The 24,179-nt window shown below is 56.5% G+C and carries 24 protein-coding genes; 14 read left to right on the top strand and 10 right to left on the bottom strand.

Annotated elements, in window-relative coordinates:
• The first annotated feature begins 128 nt into the window (after nt 1-128).
• Both MXM41_RS04565 and cutC read left to right on the top strand, forming a co-directional pair.
• Nucleotides 129-689: a VOC family protein gene (locus MXM41_RS04565; protein ID WP_325930149.1), complete on the top strand. Its 561-nt coding sequence runs from the start codon at nt 129-131 to the stop codon at nt 687-689.
• An 84-nt stretch (nt 690-773) separates the two neighbouring features.
• On the top strand, nt 774-1,517 hold the full coding sequence (cutC, locus tag MXM41_RS04560; RefSeq protein ID WP_325930147.1) for a copper homeostasis protein CutC: 744 nt from the start codon (nt 774-776) through the stop codon (nt 1,515-1,517).
• 151 nt (nt 1,518-1,668) lie between these two features.
• On the opposite strand, the gene cmoB is transcribed toward cutC, so the two are convergent.
• The 5 genes from cmoB to MXM41_RS04535 are packed head-to-tail and all read right to left on the bottom strand — an operon-like array spanning nt 1,669 to nt 5,247.
• A complete protein-coding gene (cmoB, locus tag MXM41_RS04555; RefSeq protein WP_325930145.1) occupies nt 1,669-2,640 on the bottom strand; it encodes a tRNA 5-methoxyuridine(34)/uridine 5-oxyacetic acid(34) synthase CmoB in 972 nt (323 codons plus the stop codon).
• Nucleotides 2,637-3,377: a carboxy-S-adenosyl-L-methionine synthase CmoA gene (cmoA, locus tag MXM41_RS04550; RefSeq protein ID WP_325930143.1), complete on the bottom strand. Its 741-nt coding sequence runs from the start codon at nt 3,375-3,377 to the stop codon at nt 2,637-2,639. The genes cmoB and cmoA overlap by 4 nt, the downstream gene beginning before the upstream one ends.
• A 41-nt stretch (nt 3,378-3,418) precedes the next feature.
• Entirely contained in the window at nt 3,419-3,814 is a 396-nt protein-coding gene (locus MXM41_RS04545) for an MAPEG family protein (protein WP_103180070.1), read from the bottom strand.
• A gap of 51 nt (nt 3,815-3,865) precedes the next feature.
• Nucleotides 3,866-4,684: a DUF72 domain-containing protein gene (locus MXM41_RS04540; RefSeq protein WP_325930137.1), complete on the bottom strand. Its 819-nt coding sequence runs from the start codon at nt 4,682-4,684 to the stop codon at nt 3,866-3,868.
• Nucleotides 4,681-5,247: a hydrolase gene (locus MXM41_RS04535; protein ID WP_325930135.1), complete on the bottom strand. Its 567-nt coding sequence runs from the start codon at nt 5,245-5,247 to the stop codon at nt 4,681-4,683. Before MXM41_RS04535 ends, MXM41_RS04540 begins: the two co-directional genes overlap by 4 nt.
• 240 nt (nt 5,248-5,487) lie before the next feature.
• Between MXM41_RS04535 and aspS the strand changes: the two genes are divergently transcribed.
• The 6 genes from aspS (at nt 5,488) to ruvB (ending at nt 10,744) form a co-directional block, all read left to right on the top strand.
• A complete protein-coding gene (gene aspS, locus MXM41_RS04530; protein WP_325930134.1) occupies nt 5,488-7,260 on the top strand; it encodes an aspartate--tRNA ligase in 1,773 nt (590 codons plus the stop codon).
• A gap of 1 nt (nt 7,261) precedes the next feature.
• Entirely contained in the window at nt 7,262-7,705 is a 444-nt protein-coding gene (gene nudB / locus MXM41_RS04525) for a dihydroneopterin triphosphate diphosphatase (protein WP_325930133.1), read from the top strand.
• A gap of 28 nt (nt 7,706-7,733) precedes the next feature.
• The gene (locus MXM41_RS04520) at nt 7,734-8,474 is read left to right on the top strand and encodes a YebC/PmpR family DNA-binding transcriptional regulator (RefSeq protein ID WP_325930132.1); all 741 of its coding nucleotides are present in this window, start codon (nt 7,734-7,736) and stop codon (nt 8,472-8,474) included.
• 34 nt (nt 8,475-8,508) lie between these two features.
• Complete coding sequence (ruvC, locus tag MXM41_RS04515) at nt 8,509-9,030, top strand: crossover junction endodeoxyribonuclease RuvC (RefSeq protein ID WP_103180064.1); 522 nt, start codon at nt 8,509-8,511, stop codon at nt 9,028-9,030.
• Between the two features lie 83 nt (nt 9,031-9,113).
• Nucleotides 9,114-9,725: a Holliday junction branch migration protein RuvA gene (ruvA, locus tag MXM41_RS04510; protein ID WP_325930131.1), complete on the top strand. Its 612-nt coding sequence runs from the start codon at nt 9,114-9,116 to the stop codon at nt 9,723-9,725.
• An 8-nt stretch (nt 9,726-9,733) separates the two neighbouring features.
• Nucleotides 9,734-10,744 carry a Holliday junction branch migration DNA helicase RuvB gene (gene ruvB / locus MXM41_RS04505; protein WP_325930130.1) on the top strand — a complete coding sequence of 337 codons (1,011 nt, stop codon included), beginning with the start codon at nt 9,734-9,736 and terminating at the stop codon, nt 10,742-10,744.
• A gap of 39 nt (nt 10,745-10,783) precedes the next feature.
• Here the strand turns inward: ruvB and znuB are convergent, their stop codons facing one another.
• Nucleotides 10,784-11,569 carry a zinc ABC transporter permease subunit ZnuB gene (znuB, locus tag MXM41_RS04500; RefSeq protein ID WP_325930129.1) on the bottom strand — a complete coding sequence of 262 codons (786 nt, stop codon included), beginning with the start codon at nt 11,567-11,569 and terminating at the stop codon, nt 10,784-10,786.
• Nucleotides 11,566-12,321, bottom strand: a complete 756-nt coding sequence (gene znuC / locus MXM41_RS04495; RefSeq protein ID WP_325930127.1) for a zinc ABC transporter ATP-binding protein ZnuC — start codon at nt 12,319-12,321, stop codon at nt 11,566-11,568. Before znuC ends, znuB begins: the two co-directional genes overlap by 4 nt.
• A 77-nt stretch (nt 12,322-12,398) precedes the next feature.
• On the opposite strand from znuC, the gene znuA reads away from it, so the two are divergent.
• The 3 genes from znuA to lpxM all read left to right on the top strand — a co-directional run bounded on the left by znuA (nt 12,399) and on the right by lpxM (nt 15,768).
• Entirely contained in the window at nt 12,399-13,343 is a 945-nt protein-coding gene (gene znuA / locus MXM41_RS04490) for a zinc ABC transporter substrate-binding protein ZnuA (protein ID WP_325930855.1), read from the top strand.
• A gap of 15 nt (nt 13,344-13,358) precedes the next feature.
• Nucleotides 13,359-14,681, top strand: a complete 1,323-nt coding sequence (gene mepM / locus MXM41_RS04485) for a murein DD-endopeptidase MepM (protein ID WP_325930126.1) — start codon at nt 13,359-13,361, stop codon at nt 14,679-14,681.
• 115 nt (nt 14,682-14,796) lie between these two features.
• Nucleotides 14,797-15,768 carry a lauroyl-Kdo(2)-lipid IV(A) myristoyltransferase gene (gene lpxM, locus MXM41_RS04480; RefSeq protein ID WP_325930124.1) on the top strand — a complete coding sequence of 324 codons (972 nt, stop codon included), beginning with the start codon at nt 14,797-14,799 and terminating at the stop codon, nt 15,766-15,768.
• Nucleotides 15,769-15,860: 92 nt separating this feature from the next.
• Here lpxM and pyk read toward each other — a convergent pair whose 3' ends face one another.
• Both pyk and MXM41_RS04470 read right to left on the bottom strand, forming a co-directional pair.
• On the bottom strand, nt 15,861-17,303 hold the full coding sequence (gene pyk, locus MXM41_RS04475) for a pyruvate kinase (RefSeq protein WP_325930123.1): 1,443 nt from the start codon (nt 17,301-17,303) through the stop codon (nt 15,861-15,863).
• A 123-nt stretch (nt 17,304-17,426) separates the two neighbouring features.
• On the bottom strand, nt 17,427-18,332 hold the full coding sequence (locus tag MXM41_RS04470; protein WP_325930122.1) for a MurR/RpiR family transcriptional regulator: 906 nt from the start codon (nt 18,330-18,332) through the stop codon (nt 17,427-17,429).
• Nucleotides 18,333-18,655: 323 nt separating this feature from the next.
• Here MXM41_RS04470 and zwf point away from each other — a divergent pair, with 323 nt between their 5' ends.
• The 3 genes from zwf (at nt 18,656) to MXM41_RS04455 (ending at nt 22,858) form a co-directional block, all read left to right on the top strand.
• Complete coding sequence (gene zwf, locus MXM41_RS04465; protein WP_325930121.1) at nt 18,656-20,131, top strand: glucose-6-phosphate dehydrogenase; 1,476 nt, start codon at nt 18,656-18,658, stop codon at nt 20,129-20,131.
• A gap of 234 nt (nt 20,132-20,365) precedes the next feature.
• A complete protein-coding gene (gene edd, locus MXM41_RS04460) occupies nt 20,366-22,177 on the top strand; it encodes a phosphogluconate dehydratase (RefSeq protein WP_325930120.1) in 1,812 nt (603 codons plus the stop codon).
• Nucleotides 22,178-22,216: 39 nt separating this feature from the next.
• Nucleotides 22,217-22,858, top strand: coding sequence for a bifunctional 4-hydroxy-2-oxoglutarate aldolase/2-dehydro-3-deoxy-phosphogluconate aldolase (locus MXM41_RS04455; RefSeq protein WP_325930119.1), 642 nt, complete (start codon nt 22,217-22,219; stop codon nt 22,856-22,858).
• Nucleotides 22,859-22,963: 105 nt separating this feature from the next.
• Here the strand turns inward: MXM41_RS04455 and purT are convergent, their stop codons facing one another.
• Nucleotides 22,964-24,142, bottom strand: a complete 1,179-nt coding sequence (gene purT / locus MXM41_RS04450; RefSeq protein WP_325930117.1) for a formate-dependent phosphoribosylglycinamide formyltransferase — start codon at nt 24,140-24,142, stop codon at nt 22,964-22,966.
• Between the last annotated feature and the right edge of the window lie 37 nt (nt 24,143-24,179).

The raw sequence follows: 24,179 nt of genomic DNA, 5'->3' as shown, positions 1-24,179 counted from the left end.
TTAACGAATTTAGGCCGGGAGTATACTGCAATTGCCCGTTGCCGTCAGCACTGGCTCAAAACAGCGGTTGGTCGCAGGCTGGCAACAGAGTAAATTAACGCTTTTGCATGACGATAAGAGTATTAATGATGGCGAACTGGCAATCTGTTGACGAGCTGCAGGACATTGCAGCCGATTTACCGCGTTTCACCGACGCCTTTACGGCGCTCTCCGCTCGCCTGGGGCTGGATATCACCCCGCTCGCGGCGGACCACATCTCCCTGCGCTGCCACCAGAATGCCACCGCGGATCGCTGGCGGCGAGGGTTTGAGCAGTGCGGCGAGCTGCTCTCGGAAAACATCATCAATGGCCGTTCCATCTGTCTTTTTAAGCTGCATGAGCCGGTGTGCGTTGCCCACTGGCGTTTTGAGGTGGTGGAGCTGCCATGGCCGGGTGAAAAACGCTACCCCCACGAAGGCTGGGAGCATATCGAAATCGTCCTGCCCGGCGACCCGGAAACCCTGAATGCCCGCGCCCTGGCGCTGTTATCTGATGATGGACTCAGTCAGCCCGGAATTTTTGTCAAAACCAGCTCGCCGAAAGGGGAGCGTGAGCGTCTGCCGAATCCGACCCTGGCGGTCACTGACGGCAGCGTGACGGTAAAGTTTCATCCCTGGACAATTGAGCAGATTGTCGCCAGTGAAGAATAAAGCGAAAGAGTTGTGAACTGACGCCGTGTCGCGGGCCAGGCGGCATGGCATGATGCAAAACCCAACAGGATATAAGGAGGTTTCGTGGCATTGCTGGAGATCTGCTGTTACAGCATGGCGTGTGCCCTGACCGCGCAGGCGCATGGCGCCGATCGTATTGAACTCTGCGCCGCCCCGAAAGAGGGCGGGCTGACCCCCTCTTATGGCGTGCTGAAATCGGTGCGTCAGGCGGTGAGTATCCCGGTTCACCCGATTATCCGGCCCCGCGGCGGGGATTTTTGCTACAGCAGCGGCGAGTTTAACGCCATGCTCGATGATATCGCCCTGGTGCGTGACCTGGGTTACCCGGGGCTGGTGACCGGTCTGCTGGATGAGGACGGCCATATCGATATGCCGCGTATGCGCCAGATTATGGCTGCGGCAGGAGGGATGGCGGTAACTTTTCATCGCGCCTTCGATATGTGCGTAGATCCGCTGCAAGCCTTTGAAAATCTCACGGAACTGGGTGTGGCACGGGTGCTGACCTCCGGCCAACGGTCCTCCGCTGAAAAAGGTATTTCATTAATTAAGGAACTAAAAGCACAATCAGGTGTTCCAATAATAATGGCGGGTGCTGGCGTTCGCGCCGCCAACCTGGAGACGTTTTTACAGGCAGGGGTAGAAGAGCTGCACAGCTCGGCAGGCCGATGGTGGCCATCACCCATGCGCTACCGCAATACAGGGTTATCGATGTCAACAGATGCTGAAGCGGATGAATATTCCCGCTATGGCGTAGAAGGAGAATCGGTAGCCCGGATGAAGGCGATAATTGAAGCGTATCGCCGCTGAAACCCGTTTTTACCGCGCATCATGTCGCCCAATATGATGCTTGTTTGTACCAGGCCCCTGCAATTTCAACAGGGGTCTTTTTTTGTCTGTTGCACGCCGACACTGTACTGTTCCCTCTCCCCTATGGGGAGAGGGGTAGGGTGAGGGGAAATCACGGTTTGGTGGCAATCAACACCGCACGGACCGGTGCCGGATAACCCTCAATGGTTTTCGTCCGATCGTTTGGATCGAGGAACTCGGCCAGCGATTCGGTGGTCATCCACCCGGTGCGGCGTTGCTCATCGGTGGTAGTGGGGCAAACATCCGCGATGCGAATATCGACAAAACCACACTTCGCCAGCCAGTTTTTCAGCGCCAGCGCCGACGGAATAAAGTAGACGTTACGCATCTGGGCATAACGATCGCCCGGCACCAGCACGGTGTTCTCATCGCCTTCTACTACCAGCGTCTCCAGCACCAGCTCACCGCCGTTGACCAGCTGATCTTTCAGCTGCCAGAGGTGCTCCAGCGGAGAGCGGCGATGATAGAGCACGCCCATTGAGAAGACCGTGTCGAACGCCGCCAGGGCAGGGAGTTGCTCAATGCCCAGCGGTAACAGGTGCGCGCGCTGGTCATTGCCCAACAGTTTGCGCACGGCTTCGAACTGGCAGAGGAACAGCTGGGTTGGATCGATGCCCACCGCCAGATGGGCACCTGCGCCGATCATGCGCCACATGTGATAGCCGCTGCCGCAACCGACATCCAGAATGGTACGCCCGGTTAAATCGGAGAGATGCGGCAGCACGCGATCCCACTTCCAGTCTGAACGCCATTCGGTATCGATCTGCATGCCGTACAGGGAAAACGGCCCTTTGCGCCACGGCATCAGGTTACGCATCAGATTTTCGAGACGCAGCATCTGGCCTTCGCTCAGCGGCTGTTCGCTCTCGGCGGTGACGCTGTGCAGCAGATCCAGTTTGTATGGGGTCATCTCCGGTAAAAACTCTACCGCGTTTTTCCACTGCTTAAACTGACCGTGCAGCGACTCACGCTGCCAGGCGGCGATTTGCGCGGGCAGCGTTTCCAGCCAGTGGGAGAGATGGTTTTTGGCGATCAGCTGATAAAAGTTACCGAAATCGATCATGCGTTACCGCCCTTCAGCGCCACCAGTGAGCCAAAGTTGAAGCACTGGAACCACAGCTCGCTGTGCTGGAATCCAGCCTGCTGCAGACGGGCTTTATGAGTCTCAACCGAATCGGTCAGCATCACGTTTTCCAGCATGCTGCGCTTCTGGCTAATTTCCAGCTCGCTGTAGCCGTTGGCACGTTTGAAATCGTGGTGCATGTTGAACAGCAGCTCGCCGACGGTGGCATCTTCGAAGCTGAACTTTTCCGACAGCACCAGCGCGCCGCCGGGGTTCAACCCCTGATAAATTTTGTCCAGCAACAGCTGACGATCTTCGGGCACCAGGAATTGCAGGGTAAAATTCAGCACCACCATAGAGGCGTTTTTAATGTCGATATGGCGGATATCGCCTTCGACCACCTCAACCGGGGTTGGCGCTTTCCAGGCATCGATATGACGACGGCAGCGTTCCACCATTGCCGGAGAGTTGTCCACGGCGATAATCTTGCAGTTGTCGTGCCTGATGTTACGACGAACCGACAGCGTGGCCGCGCCCAGCGAGCATCCCAAATCGTAGACCTGTGTGTCCGGCTGAACAAAACGTTCCGCCAGCATGCCGATCATGGAGATGATATTGGAGTAGCCTGGAACCGAGCGCTGGATCATATCCGGGAAGACTTCGGCTACCCGTTCATCAAAGGTCCAGTCGCCCAGACTGGCGATAGGCGCAGAAAAAAGCGTGTCGCGATCTGACATAACGTAAAAAATCCGGGAAAAATAAAGGGGCATATTGTGCGCTAATGCAGGGAGAAAACCAACTCCCACGGCATATACCACAGGTTAGCCAGCACCATTAGCACAAGCGAACACCAGGTTGCGCTCATGCCGGAGCGGCGCCAGCGGAACAGGCGTTGATGCAGGCCATAATAGTGCATCAGGCGCCCCAGAATCAGCAGCAGGCCGCAAACATGCACCATCCAGGTCTCTGCGCCGTTCATTTCCATAAACAACAGTAATATGAGTGCCGCCGGGAGATATTCCACCGCATTGCCATGAATGCGGATCGCGGTTTGCAGCTCAGAGAACCCCCCGTCACCATAAGAGACGCGGTACAACATCCGCAGGCGCGCAATATCGAACGAAAACTTGATTAACAGTAACGCACCCAGCACCGCATACAGCGCGCAAACCATACAAACTCCCTGTTTTTTGGCAGATGGCACTTCATATGATAGGGGCTGAGTTCAGAAAAGAGAAGATTGCTGCGGGATCGCAGGGGCCTCGCCAATCGACGGCGCCACGGCCTGCAAGGCCTGCCAGAGAGCATCGACCAGTTCCGGCGCCTGAGCAATATCGGGAGTATGTAAAAAAAGATACGGCGTGGCGGACTGTTCCCACTTCGCCAGGGTCTGCAGCCAGACGGCAAACAGCGCCTGGTTTTGCGGCATATTATCGCTGCCGATAAAGCGCACCATCGGGTTGCTGGCGGTGATTACCGCATGCACCGGTACCTTCGGTTTTTTGCGTTGCGCATCGATGATGGCCTCGTTGTGCGGCACCGCGGCGTGAACGGGGCGACTGTCGAGAATGGTTCGATTCACCCCGCGCTCATGCAGACCGCGATTGAGCGCCTTCTCCGCGTCGCCTTTCATGAAAAACTCAGGATGGCGCACTTCCACGCCGTAGGTAAATTCCCGGGGCAGGGCGTCGAGAAACTGCCAGAGTGCGGGCAGATCGCGCGGGCCAAAGGTGGCGGGTAACTGCACCCAGTACTGGCCGATGCGGTTGGCCAGCGGCGACATCCGGCTGAAAAACTCTGCGGTTAAATCGTCGCAGTTACGCAGCGCGGCCTGATGGGAGATGGTGGCCGGAAATTTGAAGCAGAAACGAAAGTCGTCGCCGGTCTGTTCCCGCCAGCGCGCAACCACCTCCGCTTTAGGCAGGGCATATAGCGTGGTATTGCCCTCCACACAGTTAAAGTGGCGGGCATACTCTTCAAGACCGGTTATGCCCAGTCGCACCCATTTCGGGTGCGACCATTGGGGTAACCCCAGATAGATCATAGTGCGTTGATAATCTCATCGGTGCTGCGTACCCGGCCAATGCGCGGGAAGATATTCGTCATGCTGCCCAGGTGCTGGTCGGCCGAGGCCGCGCTGCATGCATCTTCGGCGATCACCAGGTTAAAGCCCAGCTCCCAGGCGTTGCGCGCGGTGGACTCGACGCCAATGTTGGTGGAGATGCCGCACAGAATAATGGTATCGATGCCGCGACGACGCAGCTGTAATTCAAGATCGGTGCCGTAGAACGCACCCCACTGGCGTTTGGTCACTTCGATATCGCTGTCGCGTTTACCGAGTGACAGCGGGTAGTGCCACCAGTTTTCCGGCAGCGCATGGGCCGGAGTCTCCGCATCCACCGGCTGCTTAAGCGCCTCGGCGAAATCGGCGGACCAGCCTACGCGGACCATTACCACCGGCGAACCGCTGGCGCGGCATTTTTCTGCCAGACGTGCGCTGCGGCTGACCACATCCTGGGCGGTATGCGGCCCACCGGCAAAGGGCAGGATCCCTTCCTGTAAATCAATCACCACAAGGGCGGTACGGGCGGCGTCGAGTGTGAACATGGTTTTTCCTGTTAAATAGTAAGCCTTGCTAATACCTTACGCTGAGCCAGCATGTTCCAGGTCTGATATTTTTGTTAAATTTTGTGAGAATATGCAAGATGCGAGCAGCAAACGCGCGTCTGGCGCGCTTCTCTCTTATCGTCTGGCGGAATTTCCAGTATAATAGCCGCCTTTTTTCATCCAGTTTGACATACAGAAAGCTGCGACATAGTAGCCTGCGGCTAAGTTAAGGGATATCTCATGCGTACAGAATATTGCGGGCAGCTGCGTCAGTCCCACGTCGGACAGCAGGTGACCCTGTGTGGTTGGGTCAACCGTCGTCGTGATCTTGGCAGCCTTATCTTTATCGATATGCGCGACCGTGAAGGCATCGTGCAGGTATTTTTCGATCCGGATCGTGCCGATGCGTTAAAGCTGGCAGCTGAACTGCGTAATGAGTTCTGCATCCAGGTGACCGGTACCGTGCGTGCGCGTGACGAGAAAAACATCAACAGCGACATGGCGACCGGCGAAATTGAAGTGCTGGCGACCGATCTGACTATTATTAACCGTTCCGAATCGCTGCCGCTGGACTCCAACCACGTCAATACCGAAGAAGCGCGTCTGAAATTCCGCTATCTCGACCTGCGTCGTCCGGAAATGGCCCAGCGCCTGAAAACCCGTGCGAAAATCACCAGCCTGGTGCGCCGCTTTATGGACGATCACGGTTTCCTCGATATCGAAACCCCGATGCTGACCAAAGCGACCCCGGAAGGCGCGCGTGACTACCTCGTGCCGTCCCGCGTGCATAAAGGCAAATTCTATGCGCTGCCACAGTCTCCTCAGCTGTTCAAACAGCTGCTGATGATGTCCGGCTTTGACCGTTACTATCAGATCGTTAAATGCTTCCGCGACGAAGATCTGCGTGCTGACCGTCAGCCAGAATTTACCCAGATCGACGTCGAGACCTCCTTCATGACCGCTGAACAGGTACGTGAAGTGATGGAAGCGCTGGTGCGCAGCCTGTGGCTGGACGTGAAGGGCGTGGATCTGGGTGACTTCCCGATCATGACCTTCGCCGAAGCCGAGCGTCGCTACGGCTCAGACAAACCTGACCTGCGTAACCCGATGGAGCTGGTAGACGTGGCCGACCTGCTGAAGGCGGTGGAGTTCGCTGTCTTCTCTGGCCCCGCTAACGATCCGAAAGGCCGCGTGGCCGCACTGCGCGTACCGGGTGGTGCGAGCCTGAGCCGTAAGCAGATTGACGATTACGGCAACTTCATCAAGATTTATGGCGCGAAAGGCCTGGCTTACATCAAAGTCACCGAGCGGGCGAAAGGCATCGAAGGCATTACCAGCCCGGTCGCCAAGTTCCTCAACGCTGAGATCGTCGAATCTATTCTGGCGCGTACCGAAGCCCAGGACGGCGACATGATCTTCTTCGGCGCGGACAACAAGAAAGTGGTTGCCGACGCGCTGGGCGCACTGCGTCTGAAGCTGGGCAAAGATCTGAACCTGACTGACGAAGCCAAATGGGCGCCGTTGTGGGTTATCGACTTCCCGATGTTCGAAGACGACGGCGAAGGCGGCCTGACCGCTATGCACCACCCGTTCACCTCGCCAAAAGAGATGAGCGCGGCGGAACTGCAAGCGGCACCGGAAAACGCGGTGGCAAACGCCTACGACATGGTCATTAACGGCTACGAAGTGGGTGGCGGTTCCGTGCGTATCCACAGCGGCGAAATGCAGCAGACCGTGTTTGGCATTCTGGGCATTAACGAACAAGAGCAGCGCGAGAAGTTTGGCTTCCTGCTGGATGCTCTGAAGTACGGTACTCCGCCGCACGCAGGCCTGGCCTTTGGTCTGGATCGCCTGACCATGCTGCTGACCGGTACCGACAACATTCGTGATGTTATCGCCTTCCCGAAAACCACCGCCGCTGCGTGTCTGATGACCGAAGCACCAAGCTTCGCTAACCCGGCCTCCTTAAGCGAGTTGGGTATCGAAGTGGTGAAAAAGGAAGAGAAAAACTGATATGGCATATAAGCTTCCCGTTTCTGTTCTGGTTATCATTTATGCGCAGGATACGAAACGGGTGCTGATGTTGCAGCGACGCGACGATCCCGCCTTCTGGCAGTCGGTTACCGGCAGCCTGGAGGAGGGAGAGACCGCGTTGCAGGCCGCCGCGCGCGAAGTAAAGGAAGAGGTCACGATAGATGTTGCTCAAGAGCAACTGACCCTGAAGGACTGTCAGCGCACGGTGGATTTTGAAATTTTCAGCCATTTACGTCATCGCTATGCGCCGGGGACCGAACGCAACACAGAATCCTGGTTCTGCCTTGCGCTTCCCCACGAGCGGGAGATCGTGTTCACCGAACATTTGACCTACCGCTGGGTTAATGCGGCCGAAGCGGCAGCGTTAACCAAGTCGTGGAGCAACCGGCAGGCGATTGAAGAATTTGTAATTAACGCCGCCTGAGAGGGCGCGCTTTTTGGAGAGTTTTTTTATGGCAGGTCATAGTAAGTGGGCCAACACCAAGCACCGCAAAGCGGCACAGGATGCCAAACGCGGTAAGATCTTTACCAAAATCATTCGTGAACTGGTCACCGCAGCACGTCTGGGCGGCGGCGATGCCGGTTCTAACCCGCGTCTGCGCGCAGCAATCGATAAAGCGCTGAGCAACAACATGACCCGTGACACCCTGAACCGTGCTATCGCCCGTGGCGTAGGCGGCGATGAAGACGCGAACATGGAAACCATCATTTATGAAGGTTACGGTCCTGGTGGTACAGCGGTAATGGTTGAGTGTCTGTCCGACAACCGTAACCGTACCGTGGCCGAAGTGCGCCATGCCTTTACTAAAACCGGTGGCAACCTGGGTACCGATGGTTCCGTGGCCTACCTGTTCAGCAAAAAAGGCGTGATCTCCTTCGAGAAAGGCGACGAAGACGTGATCATGGAAGCGGCGCTGGAAGCCGGTGCAGAAGACGTTGTGACCTATGACGACGGCGCGATTGACGTCTATACCGCGTGGGAAGAGATGGGCGCGGTGCGTGATGCGCTGGAAGCCGCTGGTCTGAAAGCGGACACGGCTGAAGTCTCCATGATCCCGTCCACCAAAGCGGACATGGATGCGGAAACCGCACCAAAACTGCTGCGTCTGATCGATATGCTTGAAGATTGCGACGATGTGCAGGAAGTGTACCACAACGGTGAAATCTCCGACGAGGTTGCGGCTACGCTGTAATGGCCAAACGTAAAACAGTAACCGGAGCGGCGTGATGGCGATTATCCTCGGTATTGACCCGGGCTCACGCATCACCGGTTATGGCGTTATCCGCCAGGTGGGGCGACAGTTGACCTACCTGGGCAGCGGGTGTATTCGCACTAAAGTGGACGACCTTCCTTCGCGCCTGAAGCTTATCTACGCGGGCGTGACGGAGATCATCACCCAGTTCCAGCCGGACTATTTCGCCATCGAACAGGTGTTTATGGCCAAGAACGCCGACTCAGCGCTGAAGCTCGGCCAGGCACGCGGCGTGGCGATAGTCGCGGCGGTGAACCAGGATCTGCCGGTGTTCGAATACGCCGCGCGGCAGGTCAAGCAGACCGTAGTGGGGATTGGCAGTGCCGAAAAAAGTCAGGTGCAGCACATGGTACGTACCTTGCTTAAGCTGCCCGCCAATCCGCAGGCGGATGCCGCCGATGCCCTGGCGATCGCCATCACGCATTGCCATATCAGTCAGAATGCGGTGCAGATGAGCGAATCGCGTCTTAATCTGGCCCGCGGCCGATTGCGCTAAATGTAAAAATCAGGCTGGATGTTTATCCAGCCTTTTTTTATTATGGCAGCGGAAACTTTTAGCCCTTAACGCAGGAGCGTCACGTGATAGGCAGACTCAGAGGCATCATCTTAGAAAAACAACCCCCGATAGTTCTGCTAGAGGCCGCAGGCGTGGGCTACGAAGTGCATATGCCGATGACCTGCTTCTATGAATTGCCGGATGCGGGTAAAGAAGCAATAGTCTTTACCCACTTTGTGGTGCGTGAAGATGCCCAGCTACTGTTTGGCTTTAACAATAAGCAGGAACGTACCCTGTTTAAAGAGCTGATTAAAACCAACGGCGTGGGACCAAAACTGGCGCTGGCGATCCTCTCCGGGATGTCGGCACCACAATTTGTTAACGCCGTTGAGCGAGAAGATCCCGCCGCCCTGATTAAACTTCCGGGCATTGGTAAGAAAACGGCCGAGCGCCTGATTGTCGAGATGAAAGATCGCTTTAAAGGTCTGCATGGCGATCTGTTTACCCCGGCAGCCGACCTGGTGCTGACCTCACCGGCCGGCCCGACAACAGACGATGCGGAACAGGAAGCGGTTGCCGCGCTTGTGGCGCTGGGCTATAAACCTCAGGAAGCGAGCCGGATGATTAGCAAAGTGGCTAAACCGGACGCCACCAGTGAAACCCTGATTCGTGAAGCGCTACGCGCCGCATTGTGAGGTAAAGGATGATTGAAGCAGACCGTCTGGTCTCGGCAGGCAGCGTTCAGGCAGATGATCTGGTGGACAGGGCTATCCGCCCGAAGCTGCTGGATGAGTATATTGGCCAGCCGCAGGTGCGCTCGCAGATGGAGATCTTTATCCAGGCGGCGAAGCTCCGCGGCGATGCCCTCGATCACCTGTTAATTTTCGGCCCTCCGGGGCTTGGGAAAACCACCCTCGCCAATATCGTCGCCAACGAGATGGGCGTGAATCTGCGCACCACCTCCGGCCCGGTGCTGGAAAAGGCGGGCGATCTGGCGGCGATGCTGACCAACCTTGAGCCCCATGATGTGCTGTTTATCGATGAGATCCACCGCCTGTCTCCGGTGGTGGAAGAGGTGCTCTATCCGGCGATGGAAGACTACCAGCTGGATATCATGATTGGCGAAGGCCCGGCGGCACGCTCGATTAAAATCGATCTGCCGCCCTTCACCCTGATTGGCGCCACCACCCGCGCGGGCTCGTTAACCTCGCCGCTGCGCGATCGTTTCGGCATCGTACAGCGCCTTGAGTTTTATCAGGTGCCCGATCTCCAGCACATTGTGAGTCGTAGCGCGCGCTACATGGGGCTGGAGATGAGCGAAGAGGGGGCCTTTGAAGTGGCGAAGCGCTCCCGCGGTACGCCGCGTATCGCCAACCGCCTGCTGCGTAGGGTGCGTGATTTCGCCGAGGTGAAGCATGACGGCTCCATTTCGCATGAGATCGCCGCCCAGGCGCTGGATATGCTGAATGTGGATGCCGAAGGGTTTGACTATATGGACCGTAAGCTGCTGCTGGCGGTACTGGATAAATTCTTTGGCGGGCCGGTCGGGCTGGATAACCTGGCGGCGGCGATTGGCGAAGAGCGTGAAACCATCGAAGATGTACTGGAGCCCTACCTGATCCAGCAGGGCTTTTTGCAGCGTACGCCGCGCGGACGTATGGCGACGGTAAGAGCCTGGGAACACTTTGGCATTACGCCGCCGGAGATGCCGTAAACGCATTCTCCTCTCCCGGCGGGAGAGGAGATAACGCAATCAGCTGGCAGGCTTCTTCATCATACTGAAGATAAACAGTACAGCCGCGCACAGCACCACTGACGGACCGGCAGGGGTGTCATATAACGCTGAGAAGGTTAACCCGCCGGTCACTGCGATCATCCCCACCCCCACGGCCACACCAGCCATCTGCTCCGGCGTGCGGGCAAAACGACGCGCGGTGGCGGCGGGGATAATCAGCAGCGACGTAATAATCAACGCCCCGACAAACTTCATTGCCACGCCAATGGTCAGCGCGGTAACCAGCATCAGCAGCAGTTTTACACGCTGTAGCTTCACGCCATCAACAAAGGCTAAATCCGGGCTGATGGTCATCGCCAGCAGGCTGCGCCACTGCCACAGCAGGATAGCCAGGACAATCACCACCCCGATAGCGATGGCGATCAGGTCGTCCGGCGTCACCGCCAGCAGATCGCCAAACAGATAGGCCATCAGATCCACGCGGATATTAGACATCAGGCTCACCACCACCAGACCCAACGACAGGGCGCTGTGGGCCATGATCCCGAGCAGCGTATCCACTGCCAGGTGGGGGCGTTTTTCCAGCCACACGAGGCCCGCCGCCAGCAGCAGCGTCACCGCAATTACCGCATAGAACGGATTTACATCCAGCAGTAAACCAAAGGCCACACCCAACAGAGAAGCATGTGCCAGCGTATCGCCGAAGTAAGACATACGGCGCCAGACCACAAACGAGCCCAGTGGACCCGCCGCGCAGGCGAGCATCATCCCGGCCAGCCAGCCGGGCAGTAATAATTCAATCATGAGTTACCGTTTCCCCGGCGCAGGACAATGCGGCCCTGCAAATCATGGCGATGGTTATGGTGGTGGCGATAAATCCCCAGCTGTTCGGCGCCGCGAGGGCCAAACATTGAGATAAACTCAGGGTGCATGGAGACCACCTCCGGTGTGCCGGAGCAGCAGATGTGATGGTTCAGACAAAGCACTTCGTCCGTTTTCGCCATCACCAGATGCAGGTCGTGGGACACCATCAGGACGGCGCAGTCCAGCTCTTTACGCAGCTGATCGATCAGGTCGTACAGGGCAACCTGACCGTTGACATCCACGCCCTGAGTGGGCTCATCAAGCACCAGCAGCTGCGGTTTATTCAGCAGCGCGCGGGCCAGCAGTACGCGCTGGGTTTCACCCCCGGAGAGCTTTTGCAGGGGCGCGTCGATGAGATGTCCCGCCTGCACCCGCTTGAGCGCCGGAAGAATATCGTCTTTACGCGTATCGGGACGCAGTCGCAGGAAACGGCTGACCGTCAGCGGCAGCGTGGCGTCCAGATGCAGCTTCTGAGGAACGTAGCCAATACGCAGCTGGCGGTCACGCTTGATAAGGCCGGTGTCGGGTGCTACCAGGCCAAGTACAACCCGCACCAGCGTGGATTTACCGGCACCATTCGGGCCGAGCAAGGTCAGAATTTTGCCGGGTTTCAGATCCAGCGAAACGTCAGAGAGGACGCGGCGCTGGCCAAATGAAACTGAAATATTTTCGAGAGAAACCAAAGTCGTCATATCAATTTATGCTTGCAGAAGTCATCGAATGTTATAATATCACATTCCACATGTTCATTACGATGATTAGTCGCATTATGTTACAGAAAAATACGCTTCTTTTCGCAGCATTATCCGCTGCCCTTTGGGGTTCAACAGCACAAGATGTTAACGCCGCCGTCGTCGCTTCGCTTAAACCGCTCGGTTTTATCGCCTCCGCCATCGCGGATGGCGTGACGGAAACCCAGGTTTTACTGCCTGATGGCGCGTCAGAGCACGACTATTCCCTGCGCCCTTCAGATGTAAAACGCTTACAAAACGCGGACTTAGTTGTTTGGATCGGTCCGGAAATGGAAGCTTTCATGCAGAAGTCAGCGAGTCAGTTACCTGAGTCTAAACAGGTTAACATCTCTGGCCTTGCAGGTGTGAAACCGCTGCTTATGAAAGGGGCCGATGATGACGATCATGACCACGATCATGACCATGGCGACGGTGAAAAAGGTGACGAGCATCACCATCACGGTGAATACAACATGCACCTCTGGCTCTCACCAGAAATAGCACGACTTTCCGCGGTTGCAATCCATGAAAAATTAGTGGAACTTATGCCGCAAAGTCGAGCCAAACTAGACGCCAACCTGAAGGATTTTGAGGCACAACTTGCCGCAACCGACAAGCAGGTGGGTACCGAGCTCGCACCATTGAAAGGTAAAGGATATTTCGTTTTTCATGATGCCTACGGCTACTACGAAAAACACTACGGTCTCACGCCGCTTGGCCACTTCACCGTGAATCCAGAAATTCAACCCGGTGCGCAGCGTTTACATGAAATCAGAACACAGTTGGTTGAGCAAAAAGCGACCTGCGTTTTTGCTGAGCCACAGTTCAGGCCAGCGGTCGTTGAAGCCGTGGCAAGGGGAACGTCCGTGCGTATGGGCACCCTGGACCCACTTGGAACCTCTATCCAGTTGAGCAAAGCGAGCTATTCGCAGTTCCTCAGCCAACTGGCGAACCAGTATGCGAGCTGCCTGAAAGGAGATTAACGAGGAAGTGATTACGTGCAACAGATAGCCCGCTCTGTCGCCCTGGCATTTAACAATCTGCCCCGGCCCCACCGCGTCATGCTGGGGTCGCTTACAGTTCTCACCTTAGCGGTCGCCGTCTGGCGACCCTATGTTTATCACCCTAACACTGCACCTGTTATCAGAACCATCGAGCTTGAAAAGAGCGAAATCCGTTCGCTGCTTCCCGAGGCCAGCGAACCTATTGACCAGGCTCCACAGGAAGAAGAAGCCATCCCGCAGGATGAGCTGGACGAAAAAACCGAAGCTGAAGTGGGCGTACACGAGTATGTCGTGTCAACGGGCGATACCTTAAGCAGCGTGCTGAATCAGTACGGTATCGATATGGGCGAAATCAGTCGGCTTGCTGCGGCTGATAAAGATCTGCGAAACCTGAAAATTGGCCAACAGATCTCCTGGACCCTGACCGATAGCGGTGACTTACAGCGCCTGACATGGGAAGTCTCCCGCCGTGAAACACGCACCTACGATCGCGTTGAAAACGGTTTCAAAATGAGCAGCGAGATGCAGCAGGGCGACTGGATTAACAGCGCTATCAAAGGCACCTTAAGCGGCGGAAGTTTTGTTGCCAGCGCGCGTGACGCGGGCCTGACCAGCGGTGAAATTAGCTCGGTGATCAAAGCCATGCAGTGGCAAATGGACTTCCGCAAGCTGAAAAAAGGCGATGCCTTCTCGGTGCTGATGTCCCGTGAAATGCTGGACGGCAAGCGTGAACAGAGCCAGTTGCTCGGGGTACGTTTACGCTCGGATGGTAAAGATTATTACGCCATCCGCGCCGAAGACGGCAAATTCTACGATCGTAACGGTACCGGTCTGGCAAAAGGCTTTTTACGCTTCCCGACCTCAAAACAGTTCCGTGTCTCCTCGAACTTCAACCCGCGCCGTCTGAACCCGGTGACCGGCCGCGTTGCGCCGCATCGTGGGGTGGACTTCGCTATGCCGCAGGGGACCCCTGTTCTCGCCGTCGGTGACGGCGAAGTGGTTGTGGCAAAACGCAGCGGCGCCGCAGGCTATTACGTCGCCGTGCGTCACGGCCGGACCTACACCACCCGTTACATGCACCTGCGTAAGCTGCTGGTGAAGCCGGGTCAGAAGGTGAAACGTGGCGACCGTATCGCGTTGTCGGGCAATACTGGCCGTTCTACTGGCCCGCATCTGCATTATGAGGTGTGGATCAACAAGCAGGCGGTTAACCCGTTAACGGCGAAACTGCCGCGTACCGAAGGGCTGACCGGCAAAGACCGCAGGGATTACCTGGCGCAGGTTAAAGAGGTTACTCCGCAGCTTACGTTAAATTAATCCTGCAGCGTAAAAGCCGGTGCGTAACTGCACCGGCTTTTTCTTTTGTGCGTTGCAGGTGGCCTCGCTAAACTAACGCATCACTCTTTTAAGCATCACCCGCCCTGGAAAAAGCATGGAAACCAAAAAGAACAACAGTGAATACATTCCTGAATTTGAGAAATCCTTTCGTCATCCGCGTTTCTGGGGCGCCTGGCTGGGCGTCTATGCGTTTGCGGGTCTGGCGATGCTCCCGGCATCCGTACGCGACCCGCTGCTCGGTAAAGTGGGGCGTCTGGCAGGCAAGCTGGGTAAAAGCGCCCGCCGACGCGCGCAGATAAACCTCTTTTACTGCTTCCCGGAAAAGAGCGAGGCAGAGCGTGAAGCCATCATTGATGAAATGTTCACTACCGCGCCGCAGGCGATGGCAATGATGGGCGAGCTGGCGTTACGCGGACCGGAAAAAGTGATCGACCGTGTCGACTGGAAAGGGCTGGAGATTATCGAAGAGATGCGTCGCAATGACGAAAAGGTGATCTTCCTGGTGCCTCACGGCTGGGGCGTGGATATTCCGGCGATGCTGATGGCCTCTCAGGGTCAGAAAATGGCGGCCATGTTCCACAACCAGGGCAATAAGGTTTTTGATTATGTCTGGAATACCGTGCGTCGTCGTTTTGGCGGACGCCTCCATGCCCGCAATGACGGCATTAAGCCCTTTATTCAGTCTGTGCGTCAGGGCTACTGGGGTTACTATCTGCCCGATCAGGATCACGGGGCGGAACACAGCGAATTTGTCGATTTCTTTGCTACCTATAAAGCGACGCTGCCCGCGATTGGCCGCTTGATGAAGGTATGCCGCGCGCGGGTTATTCCGTTATTTCCAATTTACGACGGCAAAACCCATCGCCTGACCATTGAAGTACGCCCGCCAATGGATGACCTGTTGACGGCAGACGACCATACTATTGCGCGCCGGATGAACGAAGAGGTGGAGATTCTGGTGGGACCGCATGCGGAGCAGTACACCTGGATCCTGAAGCTGCTGAAGACGCGCAAGCCCGGCGAGAAAGAGCCGTATAAGCGCAAAGAGCTCTATCCAAAGAAATAAAAAATTCCCTCACCCTGACCCTCTCCCCAAAGGGGAGAGGGAAGCGTAATCCAGACCGGGTAAGCGTAGCGCCACCCGGCACAGCCGCCTGATTATTCGACGGTCATCACGCGGGTGGTGTTGGTCGAGCCAATGGTGCTCATCACGTCGCCCTGAGTCACGATGACGATATCACCGGAAACCAGATAGCCTTTGTCGCGCAGCAGGTTGACGGCGTCATTGGCCGCAGCCACGCCGTCGTTATTGCTGTCGAAGAATACCGGGGTCACGCCGCGATAGAGGGCGGTCAGGTTCAGGGTGCGCTCATGACGGGACATGGCGAAGATCGGCAGACCGGAGCTGATACGGGAGGTCATCAGCGCGGTACGGCCAGATTCGGTCATGGTGATGATCGCGGTCACGCCTTTAAGATGGTTAGCCGCATACATGGCGGACATCGCAATCGCTTCTTCCACGTTGTCGAACTGCACGTCCAGACGGTGCTTGGAGACGTTGATACTTGGGATCTTCTCGGCACCCAGGCAGACACGTGCCATCGCGGTTACGGTCTCAGCCGGATACTGACCAGCAGCGGTTTCGGCGGACAGCATTACGGCATCGGTGCCGTCGAGCACGGCGTTGGCGACATCCATGACTTCGGCACGGGTCGGCATTGGGTTGGTGATCATCGACTCCATCATCTGGGTCGCGGTGATCACGGAACGGTTAAGCTGGCGTGCGCGGCGGATCAGTGCTTTCTGGATCCCGACCAGTTCAGGGTCGCCAATTTCAACGCCCAGGTCACCACGGGCCACCATCACTACGTCAGACGCCAGAATAATGTCGTCCATGGCGTCCTGACTGCAGACTGCTTCCGCACGTTCGACTTTAGCGACGATTTTGGCATCGCAACCTGCGTCGCGCGCAAGGCGGCGGGCATAGTTCAGATCTTCGCCGCAGCGCGGGAAGGAGACGGCCAGGTAGTCAACGCCGATTTCTGCGGCGGTGATGATGTCAGCTTTGTCTTTTTCAGTCAGGGCTTCGGCAGAAAGGCCGCCACCCAGCTTGTTTATACCTTTGTTGTTGGAGAGCGGGCCGCCAACGGTCACTTCGGTAAAGACCTTCATGCCCTGAACGTCGAGCACTTTCAGCTGTACGCGACCGTCGTCGAGCAGCAGGATGTCGCCCGGCACCACGTCGGCTGGGAGCCCTTTATAGTCGATACCGACTTTCTCTTTATCGCCTTCGCCTTTGCTCAGGTTGGCGTCAAGCAGGAACTTGTCGCCGATATTGAGGAATACTTTGCCTTCTTTGAAGGTGGATACACGGATTTTTGGACCCTGCAAATCACCGAGGATAGCGACGTGACGTCCCAGTTTTGCCGCGATCTCACGGACCTTGTCTGCACGTAATTTATGATCTTCCGGCGTACCGTGAGAGAAGTTCATACGCACTACGTTGGCGCCTGCGGCGATGATTTTCTCAAGGTTATTATCGCGGTCAGTAGCCGGGCCTAAGGTAGTAACGATCTTGGTTCTGCGAAGCCTTCTGGACATGTAATACTCCGTTGTCTAAAACAACCTGGTGTTGCGTGAACGATGATTCGGCACGTTGTCCGTCTTTATAACAACAGCAAACTTACCGAATGCCGAAAAAAGTAACAACTTTGTCATCGACGCTCAGGGAACGTCACCCTTGATGAATAACTCTTTATCAAAACGCGATTCCTTTAGCGCTTCTTTGACGCGCTTCAAGTTATCTCTGAATTTCGCCCCACGGCGCAGGGTAAAGCCGGTAGCGAGTACATCAATGACGGTGAGCTGTGCCAGACGCGACACCATCGGCATATAGATATCGGTGTCTTCCGGCACATCGAGCGTGATCGCAAGCGTCGCTTCACGCGCCAGAGGGGTACCGGTGGTGGTAAGGGCGATCACCATGGCATCGTTTTCACGCGCCAGCTGGGCCAGTTCGACCAGACTTTTGGTGCGGCCAGTATGCGATATCAGAACCACCACGTCATCTTCGTTACAATTCATACAGCTCATGCGTTGCAGCACGATGTCGTCGGAGTAGATAACCGGGACGTTGAAACGAAAAAATTTGTTCATCGCATCGTGGGCGACAGCAGCGGAAGAACCAAGGCCAAAAAAGGCAATTTTCTTTGCCTGGGTCAGCAGATCAACAGCACGGTTAACTGAGGGCATATCCAACGACTGGCGAACCTGATCCAGCGTCGCCATGGCGGATTCGAAAATCTTGCCGGTGTAGGCCTCCACGCTGTCGTCTTCATCGACATTGCGGTTCACATAGGGTGTACCGTTAGCCAGACTTTGCGCCAGATGCAGTTTAAAATCAGGGAAGCCACGCGTTTCCATGCTGCGACAGAACCGGTTAACGGTCGGTTCACTGACCCCTGACTCCTGCGCCAGAGCGGCAATGCTGGAATGAATGGCCTGGGCGGGGGCAGCGAGAATTACTTCAGCCACTTTCCGCTCGGATTTGCTAAGGTGTTCCAGTTGAAACTGGATTTTTTCCAGCATGTTCATTATTAACACGGCGCTCATCGGTGGAAGCGATTTCATAAATGGGTGAAATCGCGATTCGAATTAGCAAGAATATACGCCTGTGATATGCCGAAAAGGTCAAACGTTGAAAAAAATGTTGTTGTTTTTTTTCATTACTTGATCGCTGTCGGATTTTAGCAACGGCCTGGCAGAACAAAGTTTCACCTGTTTCACCGTCATTAAGCTGGCTGATGCCATCCCTGTGCGAAATATCGCGGTATCGCACGGGAGGATAAGCGCAAATGGTTTCGGGAATGACGTAAAAGCAGTACAGTGCATTGTAATAAAATTACAACGATATTCTGGCAAAAGCACCAGGATATCCAACTGAGGAGAGTGACATGGCGGTAACGCAAACAGCCCAGGCATGTGACCTGGTCATTTTCGGCGCGAAAGGCGATCTTGCACGCCGTAAATTGCTGCCTTCCCTGTATCAACTGGAAAAAGCGGGCCAAATCCACCCGGACACCCGCATCCTGGGCGTGGGCCGTGCGGACTGGGATAAAGACGCGTATACCAGGGTTGTGCGCGAAGCGCTGGAAACTTTCATGAAAGAAAAAATCGATGAAAGTTTGTGGGATAAGCTGAGCGGACGTCTCGATTTCTGCAATCTCGACGTCAACGACACGTCGGCATTTGCCAATCTGAGCGCAATGCTCGATCAACAAAATCGCGTCACCATCAACTACTTCGCCATGCCGCCAAGCACCTTTGGAGCCATCTGCAAAGGGCTGGGCGAAGCGAATCTGAACGCCAAGCCAGCGCGCGTAGTGATGGAAAAACCGCTGGGGACCTCCCTTGCGACCTCCCGCGAAATCAACGACCAGGTCGGCGAGTACTTTGAAGAGTGCCAGGTTTACCGTATCGACCATTATCTCGGCAAAGAGACGGTGCTGAACCTGCTGGCGCTGCGCTTTGCGAACTCCCTGTTTGTGAATAACTGGGATAACCGCACCATCGATCATGTTGAGATCACGGTGGCGGAAGAGGTCGGTATCGAAGGGCGCTGGGGTTACTTTGACCAGGCGGGTCAGATGCGCGACATGATCCAGAACCACCTGCTGCAGGTTCTCTGCATGATTGCCATGTCTCCGCCGTCGGATCTCTCTGCCGACAGCATCCGCGACGCGAAAGTGAAAGTACTGAAGTCACTGCGTCGTATTGACCGTTCTAATGTCCGTGAGAAAACGGTCCGCGGTCAGTACACCGCCGGGTTTGCGCAGGGCAAAAAAGTCCCTGGCTACCTTGAAGAAGAGGGCGCGAACAAATCCAGCAACACCGAGACGTTTGTGGCGATCCGCGTGGATATTGATGACTGGCGCTGGGCGGGGGTTCCGTTCTACCTGCGTACCGGTAAACGTCTGCCTGCTAAATGCTCTGAAGTGGTGGTCTACTTCAAAAACCCGGAACTCAACCTGTTCAAAGAGTCCTGGCAGGAGCTGCCACAGAATAAACTGACCATCCGTCTGCAGCCGGACGAGGGTGTGGACATTCAGGTGCTGAACAAAGTTCCTGGCCTGGACCATAAACACAATCTGCAGACCACCAAGCTGGATCTGAGCTACTCCGAGACCTTCAACCAGACCCATCTGGCGGATGCCTACGAACGTCTGCTACTGGAAACCATGCGCGGTATCCAGGCTCTGTTCGTGCGCCGTGATGAAGTGGAAGAAGCATGGAAATGGGTCGACTCCATCACCGAAGCCTGGGCTGCGGATCAGGATGCACCGAAACCGTATCAGGCGGGCACCTGGGGTCCGGTGGCCTCGGTGGCGATGATCACCCGCGATGGCCGCTCCTGGAACGAGTTTGAGTAAGGTCAGCCGCTAATCCCTACGTGGTATTTTACCGGTAACATGATCTGGCTCAGGCCAGCGTGCAATATTTAATCATTCAAGCCCCGGGTGGATTTCCACCCGGGGCTTTTTTTATTACACTGCCTGCAGCGATATTGCCCCAGAGCTCCGGCAATCAAGCGTTTCAGCGATGTTATCGCCAGCTAAACGCTTTGTTAATTCCAGAGCGCGGACAGATAAATGACAGGAGCTTCTATGAATTCGACTTTGTTACGGGTAACACAGCGCATTATCGAGCGTTCGAAACAGACCCGTTCTGCCTACCTCGCTCGCATCCAACAGGCGAAGTCCGATACGGTCCATCGTTCGCAGCTGGCCTGCGGTAACCTGGCGCACGGCTTTGCCGCCTGCCAGCCGGAAGACAAAGCCTCGCTGAAAAGCATGCTGCGTAACAATATCGCAATCATCACCTCCTATAACGACATGCTCTCGGCACACCAGCCGTACGAAACCTACCCGGATATCATTCGCAAGGCGCTGCACCAGGCCAATGCGGTAGGGCAGGTGGCGGGTGGGGTGCCTGCCATGTGCGACGGCGTAACCCAGGGACAGGACGGCATGGAACTGTCGCTGCTGAGCCGCGAAGTGATCGCCATGTCCACGGCGGTAGGGTTATCGCACAACATGTTTGACGGCGCGCTGTATCTCGGCGTGTGCGACAAGATTGTCCCGGGCCTGACGATGGCGGCGCTGTCGTTTGGTCATCTGCCCGCGCTGTTTGTGCCGTCAGGCCCGATGGCCAGCGGCCTCGCCAATAAAGAGAAAGTGCGTATTCGCCAGCTATATGCCGAAGGCAAAGTTGACCGCATGGCGCTGCTGGAGTCCGAAGCCGCCTCCTACCATGCGCCGGGCACCTGTACCTTCTACGGCACCGCCAACACCAACCAGATGGTGGTGGAATTTATGGGAATGCAGCTGCCGGGTTCGTCGTTTGTCCATCCTGACGCCCCGCTGCGCGAAGCGCTGACTGCTGCCGCTGCCCGCCAGGTAACCCGCCTGACCGGTAACGGCAACGAGTGGATGCCGCTTGGTAAAATGGTGGATGAAAAAGTGGTGGTCAACGGCATCGTGGCCCTGCTGGCAACGGGCGGTTCCACTAACCACACCATGCATATGGTGGCGATGGCGCGCGCAGCCGGGATCCAGATCAACTGGGATGATTTCTCCGATCTGTCAGAAGTGGTTCCGCTGATGACCCGTCTGTACCCGAATGGTTCCGCCGACATCAACCACTTCCAGGCCGCGGGCGGCGTACCGGTTCTGATGCGCGAGCTGATGAAAGGCGGTCTGCTGCATGAAGACGTCAACACCGTGGCCGGTTTTGGCCTGAAGCGCTATACCCTGGAACCCTGGCTGAACGACGGCGAGCTGGACTGGCGTGAAGGAGCGCAGGCTTCGCTGGATGATAGCGTGATCGCCACCTTCGACAAGCCTTTCTCCCATCACGGCGGTACCAAAGTGCTGAACGGCAACCTGGGCCGTGCGGTGATGAAGACCTCTGCGGTCCCGGTGGAAAACCAGATTATCGAAGCGCCGGCGGTGGTGTTCGAAAGCCAGCATGACGTTCTGCCAGCGTTTGAAGCCGGTCTGCTGGATAAAGATTGCGTCGTTGTTGTCCGTCATCAGGGGCCAAAAGCGAACGGAATGCCAGAATTACATAAACTAATGCCGCCACTTGGTGTATTATTGGACCGCTGTTTCAAAATTGCGTTAGTTACCGATGGACGTCTCTCCGGCGCATCGGGTAAAGTGCCTTCAGCCATTCATGTCACCCCGGAAGCTTACGACGGTGGACTGTTGGCAAAAGTGTACGATGGCGACATCATCCGCGTTAACGGTCAGACAGGTGAGTTGACCTTACTGGTGGATGAGGCGGTACTTGCCGCACGTAAGCCGCATATTCCTGACCTGAGCGCATCGCGCGTGGGAACGGGACGCGAAATGTTCAGCGCGTTACGCGAGAACCTCTCCGGCGCAGAGCAGGGCGCGACCTGTATTACGTTTTAAGACGACTAGAATTATCGATCTGGCGAGAGAAAAACTCTGATGAAAAACTGGAATACAAGTGCAGAAGCAATCCTGAAAACGGGCCCGGTAGTGCCGGTTATCGTGATTAATAAGCTGGAACATGCTGTCCCAATGGCGAAAGCGCTGGTTGCGGGCGGTGTACGCGTACTGGAAGTCACGCTGCGTACTGCCTGTGCAATGGATGCCATTCGCGCCATCGCCAAAGAAGTACCAGAAGCCATTATCGGTGCGGGTACCGTGCTGAACCCGCAGCAGCTGGCAGAGGTGACCGAAGCCGGTGCGCAGTTCGCCATCAGCCCGGGTCTGACCGAGCCTCTGCTGAAAGCCGCAACCGAAGGCACCATTCCCCTGATCCCGGGTATCAGTACCGTTTCTGAGCTGATGCTGGGCATGGACTACGGTCTGAAAGAGTTCAAATTCTTCCCGGCGGAAGCCAACGGCGGCACCAAAGCGCTGCAGGCTATCGCGGGTCCGTTCGCTAACGTGCGTTTCTGCCCGACGGGCGGCATCTCTCCGGCGAACTACCGTGACTACCTGGCGCTGAAAAGCGTGCTCTGTATCGGTGGCTCATGGCTGGTTCCGGCGGATGCAATGGAAGCGGGCGACTGGGATCGCATCACTACGCTGGCGCGCGAAGCAGTAGAAGGCGCGCAGCAGTAAGATTTAGGTATTGTGCGCGTTTTTTGCCGGGTGGCGGCTTCGCCTTACCCGGCCTACGATAAACGTCAAATGCCATAAAAAAACGGGCCAGTCGGCCCGTTTTTTTTATCCTGCCACCTGCACGCTGGCGGCAGCCTGTTTCGCCCGCTCAACGGCCTCTTCCACGCTGTCGCCCGTCGCCAGCGCCACGCCCAGACGACGCGAACCTTCAATCTCCGGCTTACCGAACAGACGCAGCTGCAGGCCAGCACCTACTGCGGCATCGACATTATCAAAGGTGACGTTCTGGCTGGTCAACTGTGGCAGGATCACCGCCGACGCCGCCGGGCCATACTGACGCACGCCACCGACCGGCAGGCCGAGGAAGGCGCGAACGTGCAGGGCAAACTCGGAGAGATCCTGAGAAATTAAGGTCACCATGCCGGTATCGTGCGGGCGAGGGGAGACCTCACTGAAAATGACTTCATCACCGCAGACAAACAGCTCAACACCAAACAGACCGTGGCCGCCAAGGGCCAGCACCACTTTGCGGGAGATCTCTTCAGCGCGCGCACGTGCCAGGGGGCTCATCTGCTGCGGTTGCCAGGACTCCCGGTAGTCGCCATCTTCCTGACGATGACCAATAGGATCGCAGAAGTGGACGCCATCCACGGCGCTGACGGTTAACAGGGTGATCTCAAAGTCAAACTGCACCACGCCTTCGACGATCACGCGTCCGGCTCCGGCGCGTCCCCCTTGTTGGGCGTAATCCCAGGCCTTGTCAAGCTGTTCGGCGCTGCGCACAAAGCTCTGCCCTTTGCCGGAGGAGCTCATTACCGGCTTAATGATGCACGGGTAGCCAATTTCGGCGACGGCCTGCAGAAAATCGGCCTTGCTGTCGGCAAAGCGGTAGGCAGAGGTGGGCAGAGAGAGCGCTTCCGCGGCCAGGCGACGGATCCCTTCCCGGTTCATGGTCAGCTTCGCGGCGCGGGCGCAGGGCACCACGCGCTGGCCTTCGGCTTCCAGCGCCAGCAGGGTGTCGGTGGCGATGGCTTCGATCTCCGGCACCACGAAATGCGGTTTTTCGGCGGCAATCACCGCGCGCAGGGCGTCGCCATCCAGCATATTGATCACGTGCGAGCGGTGGGCAACGTGCATGGCTGGCGAACCGGCGTAGCGATCGACGGCAATCACTTCAATCCCTAAACGCTGGCACTCAATGGCCACCTCTTTACCCAGCTCACCTGAGCCCAGCAGCATCACACGCGTTGCTGCCGGACGCAGCGCAGTTCCTAAACGAGTCATAATAATTCCCCTGAAAAAGTTGCGCGCAGTATAAACG

The sequence above is a fragment of the Leclercia adecarboxylata genome (genome assembly GCF_035787115.1).
GTDB classification, from domain to species: Bacteria; Pseudomonadota; Gammaproteobacteria; order Enterobacterales; family Enterobacteriaceae; genus Enterobacter; species Enterobacter adecarboxylatus_E.
Note: the sequence above shows the minus strand (reverse complement) of the source record. Positions and strands in the feature narration are given on the sequence as shown.

Coding starts and splice junctions, on each gene's coding strand:
- znuC (WP_325930127.1), bottom strand. CDS start 12,321: ATGACGACTTTGGTTTCTCTCGAAAATATTTCAGTTTCATTTGGCCAG.
- cmoA (WP_325930143.1), bottom strand. CDS start 3,377: ATGTCAGATCGCGACACGCTTTTTTCTGCGCCTATCGCCAGTCTGGGC.
- znuB (WP_325930129.1), bottom strand. CDS start 11,569: ATGATTGAATTATTACTGCCCGGCTGGCTGGCCGGGATGATGCTCGCC.
- purT (WP_325930117.1), bottom strand. CDS start 24,142: ATGACTCGTTTAGGAACTGCGCTGCGTCCGGCAGCAACGCGTGTGATG.
- MXM41_RS04565 (WP_325930149.1), top strand. CDS start 129: ATGGCGAACTGGCAATCTGTTGACGAGCTGCAGGACATTGCAGCCGAT.
- MXM41_RS04535 (WP_325930135.1), bottom strand. CDS start 5,247: ATGTTCACACTCGACGCCGCCCGTACCGCCCTTGTGGTGATTGATTTA.
- ruvB (WP_325930130.1), top strand. CDS start 9,734: ATGATTGAAGCAGACCGTCTGGTCTCGGCAGGCAGCGTTCAGGCAGAT.
- MXM41_RS04545 (WP_103180070.1), bottom strand. CDS start 3,814: ATGGTTTGCGCGCTGTATGCGGTGCTGGGTGCGTTACTGTTAATCAAG.
- ruvC (WP_103180064.1), top strand. CDS start 8,509: ATGGCGATTATCCTCGGTATTGACCCGGGCTCACGCATCACCGGTTAT.
- MXM41_RS04540 (WP_325930137.1), bottom strand. CDS start 4,684: ATGATCTATCTGGGGTTACCCCAATGGTCGCACCCGAAATGGGTGCGA.
- zwf (WP_325930121.1), top strand. CDS start 18,656: ATGGCGGTAACGCAAACAGCCCAGGCATGTGACCTGGTCATTTTCGGC.
- znuA (WP_325930855.1), top strand. CDS start 12,399: ATGTTACAGAAAAATACGCTTCTTTTCGCAGCATTATCCGCTGCCCTT.
- edd (WP_325930120.1), top strand. CDS start 20,366: ATGAATTCGACTTTGTTACGGGTAACACAGCGCATTATCGAGCGTTCG.
- nudB (WP_325930133.1), top strand. CDS start 7,262: ATGGCATATAAGCTTCCCGTTTCTGTTCTGGTTATCATTTATGCGCAG.
- pyk (WP_325930123.1), bottom strand. CDS start 17,303: ATGTCCAGAAGGCTTCGCAGAACCAAGATCGTTACTACCTTAGGCCCG.
- MXM41_RS04455 (WP_325930119.1), top strand. CDS start 22,217: ATGAAAAACTGGAATACAAGTGCAGAAGCAATCCTGAAAACGGGCCCG.
- MXM41_RS04470 (WP_325930122.1), bottom strand. CDS start 18,332: ATGAAATCGCTTCCACCGATGAGCGCCGTGTTAATAATGAACATGCTG.
- MXM41_RS04520 (WP_325930132.1), top strand. CDS start 7,734: ATGGCAGGTCATAGTAAGTGGGCCAACACCAAGCACCGCAAAGCGGCA.
- lpxM (WP_325930124.1), top strand. CDS start 14,797: ATGGAAACCAAAAAGAACAACAGTGAATACATTCCTGAATTTGAGAAA.
- aspS (WP_325930134.1), top strand. CDS start 5,488: ATGCGTACAGAATATTGCGGGCAGCTGCGTCAGTCCCACGTCGGACAG.
- cmoB (WP_325930145.1), bottom strand. CDS start 2,640: ATGATCGATTTCGGTAACTTTTATCAGCTGATCGCCAAAAACCATCTC.